The following is a 17,436-nucleotide window of genomic DNA, read 5'->3' as shown; positions in this document are numbered from 1 at the left end:
CTCAGTCGAGGAAATCGACCGAGGCACGCCTGATGGTGAATCCGACTCCGCTGTCATCCGATTCGCAGGTCATCCCCTCTCGGGTCGATGTGCAGGTCATCCCCTCCGCTGTGATCGACTCGCCGTAGCCGAGGACTCGAGCGGGGCCCGAGGAGTCGGGTGCCTGACGGCAGGAGAAGCCGGCCCCCTCCGTGTTTGCCACGACGATGGCGCCCCATTCGTCGAGCTGACACTCATCGGGCTTGTCCGGGGCCTTGTAGTCGTAGGAGGAGATCACGCACCGGGCGCGCTCCGAATCGATCGTGCAGGCGATGTTGCCCGACGGTGACTTGAACGACTCGACTGCCGCCGGCGGTGACGAGGACGCCGGCCCCTCGGTCTCGGCACCCGCGCCGTCCGAGGGTTCCTGAGACGAAGTTCCCGATGCGGTCTCCTCGTTGCCCTGTGTCGAGTCCCATGCGATGTAGCCGACGATGGCCAGGACGGCGACCAGAGCGATCGAGGCCAGCGCCCAGAGCCACCCCGGCACCTTCTTCGTCTCGGGTTCGCGTCGGTACGGTCCGCCCGGTCCAGTGGGGCCGCCCGGCCCACCCGGCCCCGAGGGGCCGCCGGGGCCGAAACCGCCGCCTGGACCGTAGGGTCCGCCTGCGGGAGCACTGTGCCCCGCGTAGGCTGCTGTGTGAGGGTCGTAGGCTGATGCGCCGTTTGGCACGTGCGGCTCGTTTCCGGTGTGGGCGACAGGTCGGGAATGAGGATTGGGCCGCTGCGGAGCCTGCGCTGCTGCGGCCGCAGGACCGCCGGCAGGAGGGCCACCGGCAGGACCGCCCGCAGCAGCAGGACCGCCGGCAACGGGAGGACCAGGTGCCCCGAAATCGGAGCCCCATGGTTCGGGGTTCGGAGCGCGCTGAGGCGGCCCTCCCTGCGGATTCCACTGTTTGGGTGCAGAGGCGGCTTCGGCCTCCGCGATGTCTTCGGACTTGACCTTGCGCGGCTTCTCATCGCCGGCAGATGACTCGTCGTCCTCAGCCGCGGCAAGCTGACGCAGCTCCTCGAGGCGGAGCACCTCGGTGGCCTCGACGCCGTCGGACGAGACCATCGACCGGAGCCTGGCCAGCTCCTCCGGGCTGAGGGCCTGGGTCGCTCCATCCGCGGTCGGCGATTTGTCCTGGCCGATGAACAACTGGGTGGTGATCGATTCCGGAGACTCCTCGGCCGGTTTCCGGCGCCCTGGGCGCGGAGGGTGGTTCGGCACGGGTGGAATGCTCATGGTCTCATTTTCGCATAGTCACTACCGCAGTGTTCTCAAGGTTCATGAGATGATGACTTCATGTTCAGTGGTGGAACCCGACTCGGGACCAGCCTGACGGTCGCCCTTCTGAGCCTGACGCTGTCGTCATGTGGGACGCCGACCGGCGGCGACGCAATGCCCGTCGAGTCCGCGATGGTCGCGGCCCCGGCACAGCAGAACGACATCGGTGATTTCGCCGCCCCAGCGCAGATGTCTCCCACCGGAGCAGGCAGCGGCGTCGATTCCACGGGCCCCGCCCACTCCGTCCCGGTCCCCGGGCTCGGCCCCGAAACGTCAGCGAAGATTCCGGTCGAGACATCCCAAGTCCTCGTCGCCAGCGCGCACGATGCGGAATCGGATTCGGGAGAGCTGAGTTTCTTCCGATTCACCGACGAGAAGTGGAAGAGGCTCAAGACCTTCGACTTCCACAGCGGCAAGAAGGGGTGGCTGGCCGATCGCCGCGAAGGAGACAAGACCTCGCCGATCGGCGTCTTCACCCTCAGCGATGCTGGCGGATACAAATCGGATCCGGGCACGCAGCTGCCCTACACTCAGAATGACAGGCTCCCCTCCTCAGCGACGGTGGCCTATGGGGCCGAATACGACAGGGTCTTCGACTACATCATCGCCATCGACTACAACCGCGTACCGGGCACACCGCCCACTGACAGCACTCGTCCTCTCGGCTGGGACAAGGGCGGAGGGATCTGGCTGCATCTCGACCATGGTTCGGGGACGAACGGATGTGTGACGCTCAAGGAGGACGACCTCAAGTGGATCCTCGAGACGATCGATCCGCAGGCCCATCCCCGGATCGCCATGGGCCCCGAACCCCAACTGCGAAAGTAGGTGAACCCGGATGCGTGAGCTCATCATCTCCCTCGTGCAGACGATCAACGGGTCGTACGCTCAGGACGGCTGGTCGACCGGCGTGTCGACCAAGACCGACTTCGAATACTTCAAATCTCTGCGGCGACGCGCCGGAGCCATCATCATCGACCGCAGGACTGCGCTCAATCCCGCACTGCCGTTGGTCAACGCGCCGGGAAAAGCTCTCGAGCACACGCCGGTGCATGTCCTCACCGAGTCGGATCCCGAGGTGCTGTCCGGTCAGCTCGAGGAACGCGGCCTCGACTACCGGGCGCAGCATTTCTCCCCCGACACACTCACCCGGGTGCTCGAATCGATCGAGTCCGTCAACGACACCCTCGTGTGCGAGTCCGGTCCCAATCTCGCCTACCGACTCCTCGATGCCTACCCGGGAGCCGAACTGCACCTCAGCCTCAGCCCGCGCTACAGCCGGAACTCCGGCAGCCACTTCTCCCAGCTCGAAGCCAGCCTCGAGCTGCGCGTCATCGATGCCAAGACAGTGCATGACCAGGTCTTCATCCGCTACGTCAAAGCCTGACCCGAACCGACCAGCGACACGAGCCCACAGCAGGTCCTAGACCTTCAGCTGCGTGGTCAGTTCAAAGTCGCCGGGTCGGGACAGGACCTCGCCCGCGGCATCGGCGACAGCCGACATGCCGATCGTCTCCACTCCCCCGCTGAGGTCATTGCGGTCATCGCCGCCGATGGGAGCCATGACCTTGAGTTCACGGAAGAGGACCGATCTCGACTCGGCCGCGGCGACTCGCAGGAGCATCTCCTGAGCTGCACCGAAGACGCTGATCGCTCCCGAGCCGACGCAGGCTTCGACGCTGGCGACGCCGTTGAGCGTCAGGTGGCGGATCTGCTCGCTGCGACCAGCCTCGGCGGATGCCTCGGATTCGGCGGACCGATCAGCCTCGGCGGATGCCTCGGATTCGGCGGACCGATCAGCCTCGGCGGACGCCCCGGCGTCGGCACGAGCCCCGGCCTCGGTACGAGTCCCGGAATCGGCGAGCGCCTGAGTCACGGCACAGGCGGCGAAATGGCTGCGCAGGTAGGAGGAGTAGTCCTTGTCGAATGAGGCGATGCCGCGGTCGATCATCGCCTCATCGACGTACCATCCGCCCACTGCGGCGATCACCGCGTCGACCCGTTGTGCGTCCGTCCGCGTCAGTTCGTCGATGACCGATCGGGGCCGATCCACCCAGTCGGGCACGAGAACGGGAGCGTAGGGTGCCCTCGCCACCGGCTGTGAGCGGACGACGCCCGTGATGCGGTGGGATGCGGACAGATGTCGGGCCAGGCCCGTGCCGACATGGCCGGAGGCTCCGAAGATGAGGATGTGCATGCCTCGAGTCTATGTGGCAGCGCCACGGTCCTGACACGACTCGATCGCTTCTTCGCCGAGTTCGCCACCCTCACCGTCGCCTGCCCGCCGGATCACCCTGATGACGCCGTTCGACCTGATAATCTGAGCTGACGTGCAAAGGACGGCCCAAGGAGACTCATGGCGGCAGCAGATGCGGAGCATTCCGGCGATCTGGAGGCAGCGATCCGTCCTTCCTCGAGTGCTGCGCATCGCTTCGTGAGTGCGAAGGTCCTCATTCGCATCGTCGCCGTGCTCCTCGTCCTACTCCTCGTCCTCACCCTGTGCGGTGTCTTCCTCGTCCGCAGTCCGTTTCCCACCACCGAGGGCGAGATCTCCCTCCCCGGTCTCGACGGGGAAGTCAGCGTCACCCGCGATGACGCGGGAATCCCCACCATCGAGGCGAGCACCGCCCATGACCTGTTCATGGCCCAGGGCTTCGTCCACGCCCAGGATCGCTTCTGGGAGATGGACTTCCGCAGACATGTGACGTCCGGTCGGCTCTCGGAGCTCTTCGGCGAGTCACAGTTCGAGTTGGATTCCTTCATCCGCACACTGGGGTTGAGGAAGGTCGCCCAACAGGAGGTCGCAGCTCTCGACGAGACGACGCGCGGCTACTACGAGGCCTACGCCGAGGGGGTCAACTCCTACCTGCACGACAAGTCCCCCACCGAGGTGTCCCTCGAGTACGGCATCGTCGGCCTCCAAGCCGGCGGTGTCGAGATCGAGGAATGGACCCCGGTCGACAGCGTGTCCTGGCTCAAGGCCATGGCCTGGGACCTGAGATCGAACGTCGAGGACGAGATCGATCGGGCGATCAGTCGGACCACCCTCGATGACGAGCAGATGTCCGAGGTATTCCCCGACTACCCCTACGACACACGTCCGACGATCATCAACGGCACCCACGACGGCAAACGCCCAGCAGCCGCCGGCGGATCCGACAGCGCCGGCGGCGAGTCCGCGGCAGGCGGGCCTTCCGCCGATGACGCGGGCAACGACGAAGCACACGCCGGTGGCGAGGTGACCAGGCAACCGGGAGACGACGTGAGCGCCGGAGGACCCGACAGCCTCGGCGAACTCAAACAGCACCTGGACTCGCTGCCCGTGCTCCTGGGCACGAACAGTCACGACATCGGGTCGAACTCGTGGGTGGTCTCCGGCGAGCACACCGCCACAGGTGCGCCGCTGCTGGCCAATGATCCGCACCTGGCCCCGGCAATGCCCTCGGTGTGGCAGCAGATCGGCCTGCGCTGCACCGAGGTCACCGCCGAGTGCCCGTTCAACGTCACAGGGTTCTCCTTTTCGGGGCTGCCCGGAATCGTCGTCGGCCACAACCAGGACATCGCCTGGGGGCTGACGAACCTGAGAGCCGATGTCGCCGACCTCGTCGTTGAGAAGGTCCGAGACGGCGAGGTGATCCGCGACTCCGGCAACGAGCCCGTGACCACGCGCAAGGAGACCGTGAAGATCGCCAAGGAGGAACCGCGTACGATCACGATCCGATCGACGAGCAACGGACCGATCATCTCGGATCTGGCCGGCCCCTACCGCGACGTCCTCGACGCATCGACCGGGGCGAGCACCGCCGGCACGAAGTCAGCTGCGGACGACCGCTACCGGCTGGCACTGCAGTGGACGGCTCTGGAGCCCGGTGACACGGCTTCGGCGATCTTCGGGCTCAACGCGGCGACGAACTGGTCCGAGTTCCGGCGGGCCGCCTCGAACTTCGACGTGCCCGCCCAGAACCTCATCTATGCCGACACACACGGCAATATCGGCTATCAGGCACCCGGCAGGATCCCGCGCCGCGGTGAGGGCGATGGCATGCTGCCCCGCCACGGCTGGGACACAGACGAGAACTGGCAGGGTTACCTCGACTTCGAGGACCTGCCACGCATGCTCAACCCCGACCGCGGATGGATCGTCACGGCAAACAATCCGCTCACCCGCCCCGGTGAGTCGGTGCAGCTGGGCAGCGACTTCGACCACGGGGACCGGGCTCGGCGGATCACGAAGCTCATCCGGGACACGATCTCGGCCGGAGATGTCACCACCGCGGACATGTCACGCATCCAAAGAGACGACCTCAATCCCCTCGCACTGACTCTCATCCCACTGCTCCTCGAGATCGATGCCGGCGAGGACACCGACATCGCCGCGGCCCAGGATCTGCTGTCGTCCTGGAACGGCCACGATGATGCCCACAGTGCCGCAGCAGCGTACTTCAACGTTCTCTTCGCGACGCTGCTCGACGAAGTGTTCGCTCCGAAGATGCCCGACGAGGTGCCACCGGCAGGCGGGTCACACTGGTACCTCGTCATCAAGAACCTGCTGAAGGAGCCCGACTCCGACTGGTGGGCAGACGCCGATGTCGAGGACAGGGACGAAGCCCTCGCGCGGGCCATGGACTCGGCGTGGAAGCGGACCGAAGATCTGCTCGGATCCGAACCCGTGACCTGGCGGTGGGGAATTCTGCACAGAGTCACCATCCGCAACGCCAGCCTCGGCGAATCAGGGATCGATGCCGTCGAAAGGCTGTTCAATCGGGGGCCCTATGAGGTCTCGGGAGGTTCGGGGGAGGTCAATGCCACCGGCTGGGACGCCTCCGTGGGATTCGAGGCGAACTGGGTGCCCTCGATGCGGCAGATCGTCGACCTCGAGAACTTCAACCAGTCCCGGTGGATCAATCTGACCGGCGCCTCGGGGCATGCCTTTCATCCGCACTATGCGGATCAGGCCGATGACTGGGCCGCCAATCAGACCCGCCCCTGGCCGTTCACCCGCGACGCCCTGGACCGGCACGCGGAGGACACTCTGCTCCTGAAACCCTGACAGGCGGGTTCTTGAAGCCCTGGCGGGCTCAGTCCTTCGGCAGGACCTTCGCTTCGAGGAAGTTCGCCACATCGTCCTCCCACCGGACGGGGTCGATATTCCATTCCTTGGTGTGGCGAGCCTTGTCATAGACGGGCATCGTCACGAGGTCACGTCGGACGGAGGCGAGGGCATGGGACGGCGAGGAGGGGACGAATTCGTCATCGTCGGAATGGATGAGCAGCACCGGAACGTCGAGTTCCGCAGCCCGTGTCACCCAGTCCAGCCTCCCCAGATCCAAGGGAGTCTGCAGACCGGTGATCGGACGCGCCCACGGTTGGGTGATCATCTCCAGGGTGAGCTTGGCGATCGGGGTCGGCAGCATGTTCCGGCGGGCCTGACCGTCGAGGACGTTGACCCAGTCGACGACAGGCCCGTCGAGGACGAGCGCCTTGACGTAGCGTCTGTTGCGGCCGCGAGACGTCGCCTGCAGTGAGATGGCTCCGCCCATCGACCAGCCGAACAGGACGACGCTGCGGGCTCCGTGGGCCACCGCGTAATCGATCGCCGCATCCACGTCGATCCATTCGGTGTCGCCGAGGCCGTAGCGAGAGGTGGTCTCGACCCTGACCTCCGCGTCATTGCGGTAGGACATGGCGATCGCGGGAATGCCGAGGGTGTTGAGGACGGGGGCGGCGCGCAGACCTTCGGCCCGGGTGCTGGCACGACCGTGGACGAGGATGGCCCAGGTGTCGTGAGGTTCGGGATGGTCGGTGGGCAGGAACCAGGCCGGCAGTCTGCCCGCGTCGGATTCGACTTCGATGTCTTCGGCGTTGACGCCTGCGGCCACCGGCTCGGGATAGACGATGCCGGTCCACCGACCGTGGGAGGCGCGCTTGATGTCACCTCGGGTGACCGACAGGATCTCTCGGGACACAGTCCTCGATCTCGGGTCGTATTCGACGATGTCGCCGATCACGGCGTGGCCTGCGCCTTGATTGAAGTAGAGACCATAGGTGCCGCGCACCGTCGTCTCCTCATCGGCAGGCAGATGGATGCGCATATTGGGCGAGAATCCGTCGATGTGGAGGATCTCGAGCTCTTCCGGCGCGTTCTCGGGAACGACGATCTTGCGCGCGAAGTAGACGGCCAGCCCCGAAGACGCCACCGAGATCACGGCGCCGATTCCAGCACCGACACCCACCGATGCCAGAAGCAGGCGAGTCGGAAATTTAGTGTCGCGAACCATGAATACCTCCTGGTTTCATTGTCACCCAAGGAATGAGAAGTCTCCAAACGCTGTTGTGCAGGTCAGAGGGTTCTCAGAGCCCGAATGCTGTTGCATCGGCCACCGCCGGAGGTCGGCTCACCGGGCGTCCGGTTACAGTGGGACAATGGATTGCAGCAGAAATCGACAAGCACCGGAGGTCGCGATGAGTCAGTCCCCGAACGTCAACACAGAAGCCAATCCCGACGAGATCCGCTGGCAGGACGTGCTCACTCCCGAGGAGTTCGCGGTGCTGCGGCAGGGTGGCACGGAACGTCCCTTCACCGGCGAGTACGTCGACACGACCGCGGTGGGCATGTACCAGTGCCGCGCCTGTGGGGCAGACCTGTTCCCTTCCGGCACGAAGTTCTCCTCGCACTGCGGCTGGCCCTCGTTCTACGCTCCCCTGGCCGAAGACCGGGTCCGCTACCTCCGCGACTCCTCGATGGGCATGGAGCGCATCGAGGTCAGGTGCGCGAACTGCGATTCGCACATGGGCCACCTGTTCGAGGGCGAAGGCTACGACACCCCCACCGACCAGCGATACTGCCTCAACTCGATCTCGCTCAAACTCACCGACGAACAGGAGTGAGCGGAGCATCTCGGCTCGTCGTCAAGACCTTCGACGAGCTGAGGATCGAGGAGCTGTACGGGATCATGCAGCTGCGGTCCCAGGTCTTCGTCGTCGAGCAGAACTGCGTCTTCCTCGACCAGGACGGTGTGGATACGCTGCCGCAGACCCTGCATGTCTTCTACCCCGCTGAGGCCCGAACCTTGCCGGACACGCACGGCGCCGAGGTGGGCCGCAGTCTCGCGCCCAAGGCTTATGCCCGGATGCTGCCGCCCGGTCTCCGCGACGGCCCGGCCTTCGAGCCCGGGGCGCGCAGCATCGGCCGTGTCGTGACGAATCCCCTCGTTCGCGGCGAGGGGTGGGGTCGGCGGCTCATCGGCGAACTCGTCTCCGCCCATGCTCACCGGCTGCTGACCCTGAACGCGCAGACCCACCTCGAGGCGTTCTACTCCGGCTTCGGCTTCAGACCGAACGGTCCCCGATTCCACGAGGACGGGATCGAGCACACCCCGATGTCACGACCGGCGGGCGTCTGAGTCGGCGTCTGGTTCTCATCGTGCGTGTGCTTCGCCGTGCGTGGCCTCGGCTCAGGCGACGTTTCCGGCCTCTTCTGCCTGAGAGGCATCGACCGCGGCGATGATCCGCGTCATCGTCGAGTGGAGTTCGCGCATCTCCGCTTCGCCGATGTCGAGCTTCGCCATCATCTGCCCGGGAATCGCCTCTGCCGTCTCCCGCAGCTTCGCGCCGGTTTCCGTCAAAGAGACTTCGACGACCCTCTCGTCTTCGCTGCTGCGCCGCTTCTCGACGTAATCCAGGGTCTCGAGACGCTTGATCAGCGGTGACACCGTCGCCGCTTCGAGTCGGAGCAGCTCCGCGATCTGCCTCACCGGCAGTCGCTCGTGCTGCCACAGTGCCAACATGACCAGGTACTGCGGGTGAGTGAGGTGAATGGGCTCGAGCACCGATCGATAGGCGGAGATGACTCCGCGTGAGGCAATGGACAGGGCAAAGCAGATCTGACTCTCCAGAGCCAGCGGATCGTGCGCGGCCGGATCTTGAGCGGTTGACATTGCTTCAGCGTCCTCTCGATGAACCCGACAATTTACTGAGTGTACTAATGATTAGTGTACTATGGATATATCCTGTTCACCTCAGTCGGGTGATAGCCCAGCTGCCGAAACCTCGAATGGATGCACTTGTCGGACTCACACGATCCTCAGCGTCGCGTGGCGTGGCTCAACCGCTTCTTCCGCAAGATCGTCGGTCCCGCACATGTCGACAATTCGCGCCCCGGCGGCTACTACGAGAACGAGCACCTGCGCCACGAACGGCTCGACGCGATGGGCCTGGAGATGCGAACGGATGCCAACGGCCACTCCTATGTCGTGGAGAAGAGGAAACCCGAGTGATTCGGCGCTGAGGTCCGAATCGGCACGGTCGTCCTCATGCATCGGCTCTGATCAGGACGACCGTGCCCGTCGGGTACCGTGCCGTCGGGTGAAGGGGGCCGCGGCCGGTCGCTGTGCCCTGACGCGGCCCCAGGCGGAACTCAGCGCCAGCCGGTGATGATGTCGACGAGCTCTCGACGCGGGCCGGTGTAGAACGGGACCTCTTCGCGCACGTGCAGACGTGCCTGGGTATTGCGCAGCTCGCGCATGAGGTCGACGATGCGATGGAGTTCAGGCGCTTCGAAGGCCAGCAGCCATTCGTAGTCGCCGAGGGCGAACGAGGCGATGGTGTTGGCCTTGACGTCCTTGTAATCCGCGGCGGCCATCCCGTGGTCGCGCAGCATCTTGGAGCGCTCGGCCGGATCGAGAACGTACCAATCGTAGGAGCGCACGAACGGGTACACGCAGATGTAGTCGCCCGGTTCGTCATCGGTCAGCAGCGCCGGCAGGTGAGCCTTGTTGAACTCGGCCGGACGGTGCAGCCCGACGACCGACCAGATCGGTTCGAGCACTCCGCCGAGCATGCTGCGACGCACCGCCGAATAGGCGGCCTGGACCAACTCGATGCTCGGCGCATGCCACCAGAACATCACATCGGCGTCCGCGCGCAGGGCGGAGACATCGTAGATCCCTCGGACGACGAGTCCATGATCCTTCAGCGGGGCGAGTGCCTCGTGGACTTCCTCGGCGAGTGCGGCCCGGTTCGCGTCGCCGAGTTCACCGGCCGAGGCGAAGACCGAGTATGCGATGTAGCGGGTCTCGTTGTTCGCCTGCTCGATCTGCGCATCAGTGGGGGCGGTGTGTTCGCTCATTCGTGTTCCTCCTGTTGTGGGGTGATTGTTCTGCATGATGATTGCTTGGTCAGCTTCGGGCCGCACTCACTCTGCGGGCGACTTCCTCGGCACGGGCGATGCAGGCGGGAATGCCGACACCGAAGTATGCCGAACCCGCCAGCTCGAGGCCGCCGATTCCGGAAGTCTCCTCGTCGATGCGGGTGACCATGCCCGAGTGCCCGGGCAGGTACTGCGGAAGTGCGTGATCCCACCGGTGTGCTTCGGCGGCGATCAGACGGTCTGATCCGCGATCGGCGATGTCCTTCCAATCCTCGAAGGCCCGTGCGATGAGCTCCTCGTCGTCGCAGTCCTGCCAGCCGCCTGGCCCGTCGCCGAACCGTCCGATGCTCATCCGGATCAGGGCGGTGTTTTCGGGGATGCGTTCACGCACCCAGGGCCATTTGTTCGACACGAATGTCGATGCCTTGATGAATGCATTCTCCGTCGGCGGCACGAGGAACCCGGATCCCTCAAGTCTGCGGTCTCCGATCTCAACGAGGGCCGGGATCAGAGCTGTCGTCGCATAGGGCACGGAGGCCAGCAGCGATGCGGAGGTCGGGGCCACCTCGGCGATGAGGTCCGTCGTCACATGGGCGGGTGTGGCCAGCACGACCGAGTCGGATTCCAACTCGGAGTCCCCGGTGCGCACCGTCCACCCGTCGGCAGTCTGCCGCACGGAGATCAAATGCGTGCCGGTGCGGATCGTGCCGCCCCGCTCGCGAATGCGCTCCTCGAGGGCCGGAACCAGTTGGTTGATGCCTCCCCGGAGGCTCATGAACACCGGGGGCGGATCTTCGCCGGCTGGCTGCGAGGCCGCCTGTGCGTCACGTTCGGCGAGCAGTCGCTGAACGAGGTCGAGCACCGAGGTCCCCTCCACTGCGGCCGGCAGCAGCGCGGGGACCGTCGATGCCAGCGAGAGGTCGCGGCAGCGTCCCGCGTACACACCTCCGAGCAGCGGATCGACGAGGGTGTCGACGAGATCCGCGCCGAGGCGGTCCGTGAGGAAGTCCCCCAGTGACGTGTCCTCGCCGTCGATCGGTCCGGTGATGGTCTCGTGAGCGATGCGGTCGGTGGCTGCTGCGCCGAGGAGGTCTCTGACCTCGGCGGGGTCCCCCGGCACACCCATCACCGTGCGTTTGGGAATCGCGTGGAGCCCACCTTTCGACAGGACGCGGGAGCTGTGTGCCGTGGAGGGGAACTGGGCATCCAGGCCGAGCTCGACGGCCAGGTCCTTCGTCTCCCGTCGTCGGTGCAGACTGGCTTCCGCACCGGTGTCCAAGCCGACCGGAACGGCACCGTTGAGCGTCGTCGAGTGCAGACATCCGCCGAGGCGGTCGTCACTTTCGACGAGCGTGACCTGGTGGTCGGTTGCAAGGCGATAGGCCGTGACGAGGCCGGAGATTCCGCCCCCGATGATCGTGATCTGACTCATCGCCTCAGCCCCGTGCCGCCAGGATCTCTGCAGAGACACGATGGACTTCGTCCACGATCTTCCCCGGCACCTCGGGGTCGGTGTCGGGAAGGACCCCGTGGCCCAGATTGAAGACGAAGCCCGCTTCGTGCTCAAGCCCCTGGCGCACGATCTGTTCGACGCGCGGTGCCAATGCCTCCCAGGGGGCGAAGAGCAGTGCCGGATCGAGGTTGCCCTGCAGCGGCTGGCCCGGCTGCACGCGGGTCGAGGCATCGGCCAGATCGACCCGGAAGTCGACACCGACGGCGGTGGAGCCGGCCCGAGACATGGAACTCAGCAGCTCACCGGTCTGCACGCCGAAGTGGATGCTCGGCACCTCGTGGTGCCCCAGCGAGTCGAAGACCGCGCTCGAGTGCTCGAGGACATGTGCTTCGTAGTCGCGACGGGACAGGTACCCGGCCCAGGAGTCGAAGAGCTGGTATGCCGAGGCGCCGGCGCTCAGCTGCACATCGAGGAAGGTGGACGAGATTCGAGCGAGCTTGGCCAGGAGCCGAGAGAACGTGTCCGGTTCGGAGACCATGAGTGATTTCGTCTTCTCATGGTTCTTGCTCGGTCCGCCCTCGATGAGGTAACTGGCCAGGGTGAAGGGGGCGCCGGCGAACCCGATCAGCGGAGTCGACCGACCCAGCTCTGCCGTGACTCGTCCGATGGATTCGGCGATGTCGGGAATCATATCCGGTTCGAGTTCTGGCAGCGCATCGACCTCGGCCCGGCTGCGGATCGGGTTCGCGATCACCGGTCCCCTGCCGGGCACGATCTCCACGTCGACACCGGCCGCCTGCAGAGGGACCACGATGTCGGAGAAGAAGATCGCGGCATCGACGCCGTGGCGGCGCACCGGCTGCAGAGTGATCTCCGAGACCAGTTCAGGATCGCGACAGGCGTCGAGCATGGCGGTGCCCGCACGCAGCTCGCGGTACTCCGGGAGAGAACGGCCGGCCTGGCGCATGAACCAGACAGGAGTGTGCGAGGTCTGCTCTCCGCGCAGGGCGGGCAACAAGGGTGAAGTCATGTCTCCATCCTCCCACCCTCATCGAACCGATGCCCACCCGATCCTGGTTTCAAGACGCCGCGTCTTGGCCCGGGTCCGAGTCCGAAATCTCTTGACCCGCCCACGGCGTGGACGGTTCTCCTCCACCGTGGCCTGATCTATCGTGGCCAATGTGGTCAACACCTCACCCCTCAACCGGATTCCGTCGGAGTTCTCCGCCGTGACGACTGTTCTGCGCGAAGCGCGGAACACGGAAAACGTGTCGATCTCCGAAATACCGGCGCCGGCCCGCCTGGCGCCGTATTCCTATGCGCTGGGTGCCGAGGTCAGTGCCGATGAGACCTTCCTGCGGGCCAGCGGTGAGGCGATCGAGGAATTGGCCACCGGCCGCATCGTCGTCCTCTACGACCCCAGTTCCCCCGAGGAATGGCAAGGGCAGTTCCGGGTCGTGTCCTATATCCGTGCCGAACTCGAACACGAACTCGGCAATGAGACGATGCTCGGGCCGGTCGCGTGGACCTGGCTCGAAGAGGCACTGGAATCGAATGACTGTGAGGTCGTCGCCGCCGGCGGCACGACCACCCGCGTCCTCTCGGAGAGCTTCGGCACCCTCGCCGAGCGGCCGTCCACGATAGACTTGGAGCTGCGCGCATCATGGACACCCGTGATCGCGGAGCCGGAACTCATCGGCGATCACTTCGAAGCCTGGATCGATCTGCTGTGCACAGTTGCCGGACTGCCACCACTTCCTGAAGGAGTTTCAGCCCTGCCCGGGCGACGTCGATGACAACCGAACTACCGCTTCTGTCCACACCCGCTCATGGCATTCCGCCTCTCATCGACTCCGGGAACGACTTCTCCACTGCCTGTCGAGAGCTCGCAGACGGCTCCGGTCCCGTCGCCATCGACGCCGAAAGGGCATCGGGCATCAGGTATGGCCAACGTGCGTTCCTGGTCCAGCTGCGGCGTTCGAACGCCGGCACCTTCCTCCTCGACTCCGAAGCCCTCGGGGACCTCAGCTCCCTCAATTCCGCGTTCGGCGAGGAGGAATGGGTCATCCACTCGGTGACCCAGGATCTGCCCTGTCTGCAGGAGCGCGGAATGCGGCCCGCAGCGCTCTTCGACACCGAGCTCGCGGCACGTATGCTCGGCTGGGAGAAGTTCGGTTTGGCCGCTGTCGCGGAGCGAACCCTCGGACTCCGGCTGGCGAAGGAGCACTCGGCCGCCGACTGGTCGAAGCGGCCGCTTCCGGAGGAGTGGCTCAACTACGCCGCCCTCGACGTCGAAGTGCTCCTGCCGATTCGGGACATCCTGGCCGAAGCGCTCTTCGAGGCCGGAAAGTTGGAGTTCGCTTCGCAGGAGTTCGACCATCTTCTCGATTTCAGGCCCAGACACTTCGCCGAACCCTGGCGGCGGACGCACGGGCTGTCGAAGCTCAAATCGCGCAGGGACATCGCCAAGGTCCGGGAGATGTGGACGGCTCGCGACATCATGGCAGCTGAGGCCGATATCGCACCTTCACGCATTATGCGCGATCGCGACCTCGTCGCTCTGGCCCAATCACGGGTGCGTTCGAGTGACGACATCATGACGCAAAGGCCCAAGCTCTCCCGAGCGGATTCCGCACGGCTCTTCCGTGCCTTCCGCAAGGCGACCCGGCTGCCTGTCGATGAGCTTCCGCCGCGGAAGGAGCCGAACCCACAGCAGTCGAGGTCCTCGTTCAGCCACACAGATCTCAAGGAGCGCATCGCCGTCCTCAAAGGTGCGATGGCGAAGCTGGCCGAAGACCGGGAGATCCCTCACGACGTGCTCCTGCAGCCGGCGATCGTCAAGGCCCTCGGCGCGGAGTCGGGAGTCGACGTCGAACAGTTCCTCGTCGAACGCGGGGCCAGGCCGTGGCAGGTCGAGTTGAGCGCACCCGTGCTCACCGATGCGATCGCCAAGCTGCCCGCGGCCTGAGGATTGCGGCGTTGGGGCCGCAGAACCGACGGCTGGTCAGACAGAGCACTGGTCAGGCAGGCGGCTCAGACTGCTCTGCCGACTCAGACTGCTCGGCGTGAGCCCTGCTGGGCCCGGTTCCTGACCTCGGCAGGCAGAATGTGAACGATCTCGGACACCATGGTGTCGACATCGAGCCCGGCATGTTCGAGGATCTCGTCGCGGGATCCCTGCGGCAGGAACTCGTCGGGTGCCCCGAGTTCGAGGACTCCGACGCGTGAGTCTGCGGCGCGCAGATCGCTGCGGATCTGAGATCCGATTCCGCCGACCTTGACGCCGTCCTCGATCACGGCGACCAGGCTGTGCTCGACGCCCATCTCGATGACGCCGGAGGGAACGGGCAGGACCCAGCGTGGGTCGACTATCGTCGAGGTGATTCCCTGTTCAGCCAATTTCTCGGCCACTTCCTGAGCTCTGCCGGCGAAGGGACCGACCGAGACGATGAGTACGTCCTTGCGAGTGCCGGCCGGTGCCTCACGCAGGACATCGACACCATCGTCGAGGCGGCGCAGAGCGGGAATGTCGGTTCCCACGCTTCCCTTCGGGAACCTGATCACTGTCGGACCGTCTTCGACGGCGACGGCTTCTTCGAGTTCTTCGGTCAGGCGTGTGGCATCGCGAGGGGCCGCCAATTTGAGCCCGGGAACGATGCGCAGCATCGCCATGTCCCAGATTCCGTGATGGCTGGCGCCATCGGGTCCGGTGATCCCGGCGCGGTCGAGGACGAATGTGACTCCCTGTCCGTGCAGGGCCACGTCCATGAGCAGCTGATCGAAGCCACGGTTGAGGAATGTCGCATAAAGGCACACGATCGGGTGCAGCCCACCGTAGGACAGCCCAGCGGCGGATGTCACAGCGTGCTGTTCGGCGATGCCGACGTCGAAGACCCGCTCCGGGTACGCTTCGGCGAACTTCGCGAGGCCCACGGGCAGGAGCATGGCTGCGGTCACCGCAACGATGTCATCGCGGGACTCGGCGATGCTGACGACCTCGTCGCCGAAGACCGAGGTCCACGAGGTCTGCTTGGAGGGTGAAGATCTGCCCGTCAGCGGGTCGATCACGCCGACGGAGTGGAACTGATCGGCATCGTCATTGAGCGCGGGATCGTACCCTTGCCCCTTCTGAGTGATCATGTGCACGATGACGGGCCCGCCATCGTACTGCTTCGCCCGCTGCAGTGCCTTCTCCACGGTAGACAGGTCGTGGCCGTCGACAGGTCCCAGGTATTTGATCCCGAGTTCGTCGAACATTCCGGCCTGTTCTGCGCTCACCATGTCCTTGAGGCCCCGCTTGACACCGTGGATGGCGCTGTAGGCGGCCCGGCCCGGGGCACCCGACTGCCGGAGAGTCGTTTTCCCCCAGGACAGCAGCCTCTCGTAGCCTGAGGTGGTTCGCAGCTCGTCGAGGTGCTCGGCGAAGCCACCCACCGTGGGTGCGTAGGACCTGCCGTTGTCGTTGACGACGATGACGAGCTTGCGCGGCGGGGTCGATTTGTCGGCGGCGATGGTGTTGAGGGCCTCCCACGCCATTCCGCCGGTCAGTGCCCCGTCGCCGATGACCGCGACGACGTGGCGGTCGTTCTCCCCCTTGAGCTGATGTGCCTTGGCAATGCCGTCGGCCCAGGACAGAGATGCCGAAGCATGGGAGTTCTCGATGACATCGTGTTCGCTCTCGGCCCGACTGGGATACCCGGAAAGGCCGTCACGCTGGCGCAGAGATGAGAAGTCCTCCATGCGCCCGGTGAGAAGTTTGTGCACGTAGGTCTGGTGACCGACGTCGAAGAGGATGGTGTCCTGTGGGGACTCGAAGACGCGGTGCAGTCCGACAGTGAGTTCGACCACGCCGAGGTTGGGGCCCAGGTGTCCGCCGGTGCCGGCCACGGTGGTGACCAGGTAGTCCCGGATCTCCTTCGCCAGAACTTCGCATTCGGCATCGTCGAGGCTCCGCAGCTGTGACGGCGAGTTGATCGACTCGAGGAATGTCATTCGGCCTCGCTCCTGAATGCTGAATAGATGGACTGGTCCTGCGATTTCCACTCGAATCATCTTAACGCCTCACAACGCAGAGTTGGTCCACTCATGAATTCGGCAGGCACCGAGTGCGTCTGGGTCCCACTCCCCGAGCGAGGAGCGCCGTCTCTCCCGGCTGCATCTGCGGGCTGTGCTCGGCACCCCGCACCACGAGACGCACAGACAACCCCTGCAGCGGGTGTTTTCCGTGCTGCCGGTATTCAATGCGCAACGGGGTGGAGGAATTGGCGGAACGAGTGGCAGTCGGGGTCTGCGGTATGAAGCGGTGTCAGCTGTAGGACGAGTCGCAGGAGTCAGGTAATGCAGGAGTCACGAGTCGCAGATCTCAGCCCCGCCACCGGAAGCTGTTCTGGTACGGCGAGAGAAGTATGCCCGGGGGCGCACAGAGAGCAAGTTGCGCCCGGGCGCACAGCGAAGTGGTTGCGATCGGGTGCGGCGAAGGCCGGTGGGTTGCCCCACCGGCCTTCGTCCTTCGGCACTGTCACCGAT

Annotated in this window: 16 protein-coding genes; 8 read left to right on the top strand and 8 right to left on the bottom strand. The window is 65.2% G+C overall.

The features are described 5' to 3' along the window. Position 1: 1 nt before the first annotated feature. Positions 2 to 1,267 carry a DUF6636 domain-containing protein gene (locus tag BKA07_RS11310; RefSeq protein ID WP_167949061.1) on the bottom strand — a complete coding sequence of 422 codons (1,266 nt, stop codon included), beginning with the start codon at positions 1,265 to 1,267 and terminating at the stop codon, positions 2 to 4. Between the two features lie 60 nt (positions 1,268 to 1,327). On the opposite strand from BKA07_RS11310, the gene BKA07_RS11305 reads away from it, so the two are divergent. Together BKA07_RS11305 and BKA07_RS11300 are read left to right on the top strand one after the other, a co-directional pair. Continuing rightward, positions 1,328 to 2,137: a L,D-transpeptidase family protein gene (locus tag BKA07_RS11305; protein ID WP_167950975.1), complete on the top strand. Its 810-nt coding sequence runs from the start codon at positions 1,328 to 1,330 to the stop codon at positions 2,135 to 2,137. 10 nt (positions 2,138 to 2,147) lie between these two features. Next, on the top strand, positions 2,148 to 2,696 hold the full coding sequence (locus BKA07_RS11300; protein WP_167950974.1) for a hypothetical protein: 549 nt from the start codon (positions 2,148 to 2,150) through the stop codon (positions 2,694 to 2,696). Positions 2,697 to 2,732: 36 nt separating this feature from the next. Here BKA07_RS11300 and BKA07_RS11295 read toward each other — a convergent pair whose 3' ends face one another. Then, a complete protein-coding gene (locus BKA07_RS11295) occupies positions 2,733 to 3,506 on the bottom strand; it encodes a Rossmann-fold NAD(P)-binding domain-containing protein (protein WP_167950973.1) in 774 nt (257 codons plus the stop codon). Between the two features lie 159 nt (positions 3,507 to 3,665). On the opposite strand from BKA07_RS11295, the gene BKA07_RS11290 reads away from it, so the two are divergent. After that, a complete protein-coding gene (locus BKA07_RS11290) occupies positions 3,666 to 6,359 on the top strand; it encodes a penicillin acylase family protein (protein ID WP_209043951.1) in 2,694 nt (897 codons plus the stop codon). 28 nt (positions 6,360 to 6,387) lie between these two features. On the opposite strand, the gene BKA07_RS11285 is transcribed toward BKA07_RS11290, so the two are convergent. Further along, entirely contained in the window at positions 6,388 to 7,587 is a 1,200-nt protein-coding gene (locus BKA07_RS11285) for an alpha/beta hydrolase family protein (protein ID WP_167950972.1), read from the bottom strand. A 184-nt stretch (positions 7,588 to 7,771) separates the two neighbouring features. Between BKA07_RS11285 and msrB the strand changes: the two genes are divergently transcribed. Together msrB and BKA07_RS11275 are read left to right on the top strand one after the other, a co-directional pair. Next, on the top strand, positions 7,772 to 8,197 hold the full coding sequence (gene msrB, locus BKA07_RS11280; RefSeq protein ID WP_209044228.1) for a peptide-methionine (R)-S-oxide reductase MsrB: 426 nt from the start codon (positions 7,772 to 7,774) through the stop codon (positions 8,195 to 8,197). Further along, entirely contained in the window at positions 8,194 to 8,712 is a 519-nt protein-coding gene (locus BKA07_RS11275) for a GNAT family N-acetyltransferase (protein ID WP_167950970.1), read from the top strand. The genes msrB and BKA07_RS11275 overlap by 4 nt, the downstream gene beginning before the upstream one ends. A gap of 51 nt (positions 8,713 to 8,763) precedes the next feature. On the opposite strand, the gene BKA07_RS11270 is transcribed toward BKA07_RS11275, so the two are convergent. Beyond that, positions 8,764 to 9,246 (bottom strand): MarR family winged helix-turn-helix transcriptional regulator, encoded by a 483-nt coding sequence (locus BKA07_RS11270; protein WP_167950969.1) that lies wholly within the window; start codon positions 9,244 to 9,246, stop codon positions 8,764 to 8,766. Positions 9,247 to 9,372: 126 nt separating this feature from the next. On the opposite strand from BKA07_RS11270, the gene BKA07_RS11265 reads away from it, so the two are divergent. Then, positions 9,373 to 9,585: a hypothetical protein gene (locus tag BKA07_RS11265; RefSeq protein WP_167950968.1), complete on the top strand. Its 213-nt coding sequence runs from the start codon at positions 9,373 to 9,375 to the stop codon at positions 9,583 to 9,585. A gap of 140 nt (positions 9,586 to 9,725) precedes the next feature. Here the strand turns inward: BKA07_RS11265 and hemQ are convergent, their stop codons facing one another. The 3 genes from hemQ to hemE are packed head-to-tail and all read right to left on the bottom strand — an operon-like array spanning position 9,726 to position 12,940. Beyond that, positions 9,726 to 10,436, bottom strand: a complete 711-nt coding sequence (gene hemQ, locus BKA07_RS11260) for a hydrogen peroxide-dependent heme synthase (RefSeq protein ID WP_167950967.1) — start codon at positions 10,434 to 10,436, stop codon at positions 9,726 to 9,728. 49 nt (positions 10,437 to 10,485) lie between these two features. Then, positions 10,486 to 11,889 (bottom strand): protoporphyrinogen oxidase, encoded by a 1,404-nt coding sequence (gene hemG, locus BKA07_RS11255; protein WP_167950966.1) that lies wholly within the window; start codon positions 11,887 to 11,889, stop codon positions 10,486 to 10,488. A gap of 4 nt (positions 11,890 to 11,893) precedes the next feature. Then, complete coding sequence (gene hemE / locus BKA07_RS11250) at positions 11,894 to 12,940, bottom strand: uroporphyrinogen decarboxylase (RefSeq protein WP_167950965.1); 1,047 nt, start codon at positions 12,938 to 12,940, stop codon at positions 11,894 to 11,896. 151 nt (positions 12,941 to 13,091) lie between these two features. Here hemE and BKA07_RS11245 point away from each other — a divergent pair, with 151 nt between their 5' ends. Then, positions 13,092 to 13,706, top strand: coding sequence for a DUF3000 family protein (locus BKA07_RS11245; RefSeq protein WP_167950964.1), 615 nt, complete (start codon positions 13,092 to 13,094; stop codon positions 13,704 to 13,706). Next, positions 13,703 to 14,878, top strand: coding sequence for a ribonuclease D (locus BKA07_RS11240; protein ID WP_167950963.1), 1,176 nt, complete (start codon positions 13,703 to 13,705; stop codon positions 14,876 to 14,878). The genes BKA07_RS11245 and BKA07_RS11240 overlap by 4 nt, the downstream gene beginning before the upstream one ends. Positions 14,879 to 14,961: 83 nt before the next feature. Here BKA07_RS11240 and dxs read toward each other — a convergent pair whose 3' ends face one another. Continuing rightward, a complete protein-coding gene (gene dxs, locus BKA07_RS11235; protein ID WP_167950962.1) occupies positions 14,962 to 16,902 on the bottom strand; it encodes a 1-deoxy-D-xylulose-5-phosphate synthase in 1,941 nt (646 codons plus the stop codon). Positions 16,903 to 17,436: the final 534 nt, after the last annotated feature.

Origin of the sequence: Brevibacterium marinum (genome assembly GCF_011927955.1) — a bacterium.
GTDB classification, from domain to species: Bacteria; Actinomycetota; Actinomycetes; order Actinomycetales; family Brevibacteriaceae; genus Brevibacterium; species Brevibacterium marinum.
Note: the sequence above shows the minus strand (reverse complement) of the source record. Positions and strands in the feature narration are given on the sequence as shown.

Coding starts and splice junctions, on each gene's coding strand:
- BKA07_RS11310 (WP_167949061.1), bottom strand. CDS start 1,267: ATGAGCATTCCACCCGTGCCGAACCACCCTCCGCGCCCAGGGCGCCGG.
- BKA07_RS11305 (WP_167950975.1), top strand. CDS start 1,328: ATGTTCAGTGGTGGAACCCGACTCGGGACCAGCCTGACGGTCGCCCTT.
- BKA07_RS11300 (WP_167950974.1), top strand. CDS start 2,148: ATGCGTGAGCTCATCATCTCCCTCGTGCAGACGATCAACGGGTCGTAC.
- BKA07_RS11295 (WP_167950973.1), bottom strand. CDS start 3,506: ATGCACATCCTCATCTTCGGAGCCTCCGGCCATGTCGGCACGGGCCTG.
- BKA07_RS11290 (WP_209043951.1), top strand. CDS start 3,666: ATGGCGGCAGCAGATGCGGAGCATTCCGGCGATCTGGAGGCAGCGATC.
- BKA07_RS11285 (WP_167950972.1), bottom strand. CDS start 7,587: ATGGTTCGCGACACTAAATTTCCGACTCGCCTGCTTCTGGCATCGGTG.
- msrB (WP_209044228.1), top strand. CDS start 7,772: ATGAGTCAGTCCCCGAACGTCAACACAGAAGCCAATCCCGACGAGATC.
- BKA07_RS11270 (WP_167950969.1), bottom strand. CDS start 9,246: ATGTCAACCGCTCAAGATCCGGCCGCGCACGATCCGCTGGCTCTGGAG.
- hemQ (WP_167950967.1), bottom strand. CDS start 10,436: ATGAGCGAACACACCGCCCCCACTGATGCGCAGATCGAGCAGGCGAAC.
- hemG (WP_167950966.1), bottom strand. CDS start 11,889: ATGAGTCAGATCACGATCATCGGGGGCGGAATCTCCGGCCTCGTCACG.
- hemE (WP_167950965.1), bottom strand. CDS start 12,940: ATGACTTCACCCTTGTTGCCCGCCCTGCGCGGAGAGCAGACCTCGCAC.
- BKA07_RS11240 (WP_167950963.1), top strand. CDS start 13,703: ATGACAACCGAACTACCGCTTCTGTCCACACCCGCTCATGGCATTCCG.
- dxs (WP_167950962.1), bottom strand. CDS start 16,902: ATGACATTCCTCGAGTCGATCAACTCGCCGTCACAGCTGCGGAGCCTC.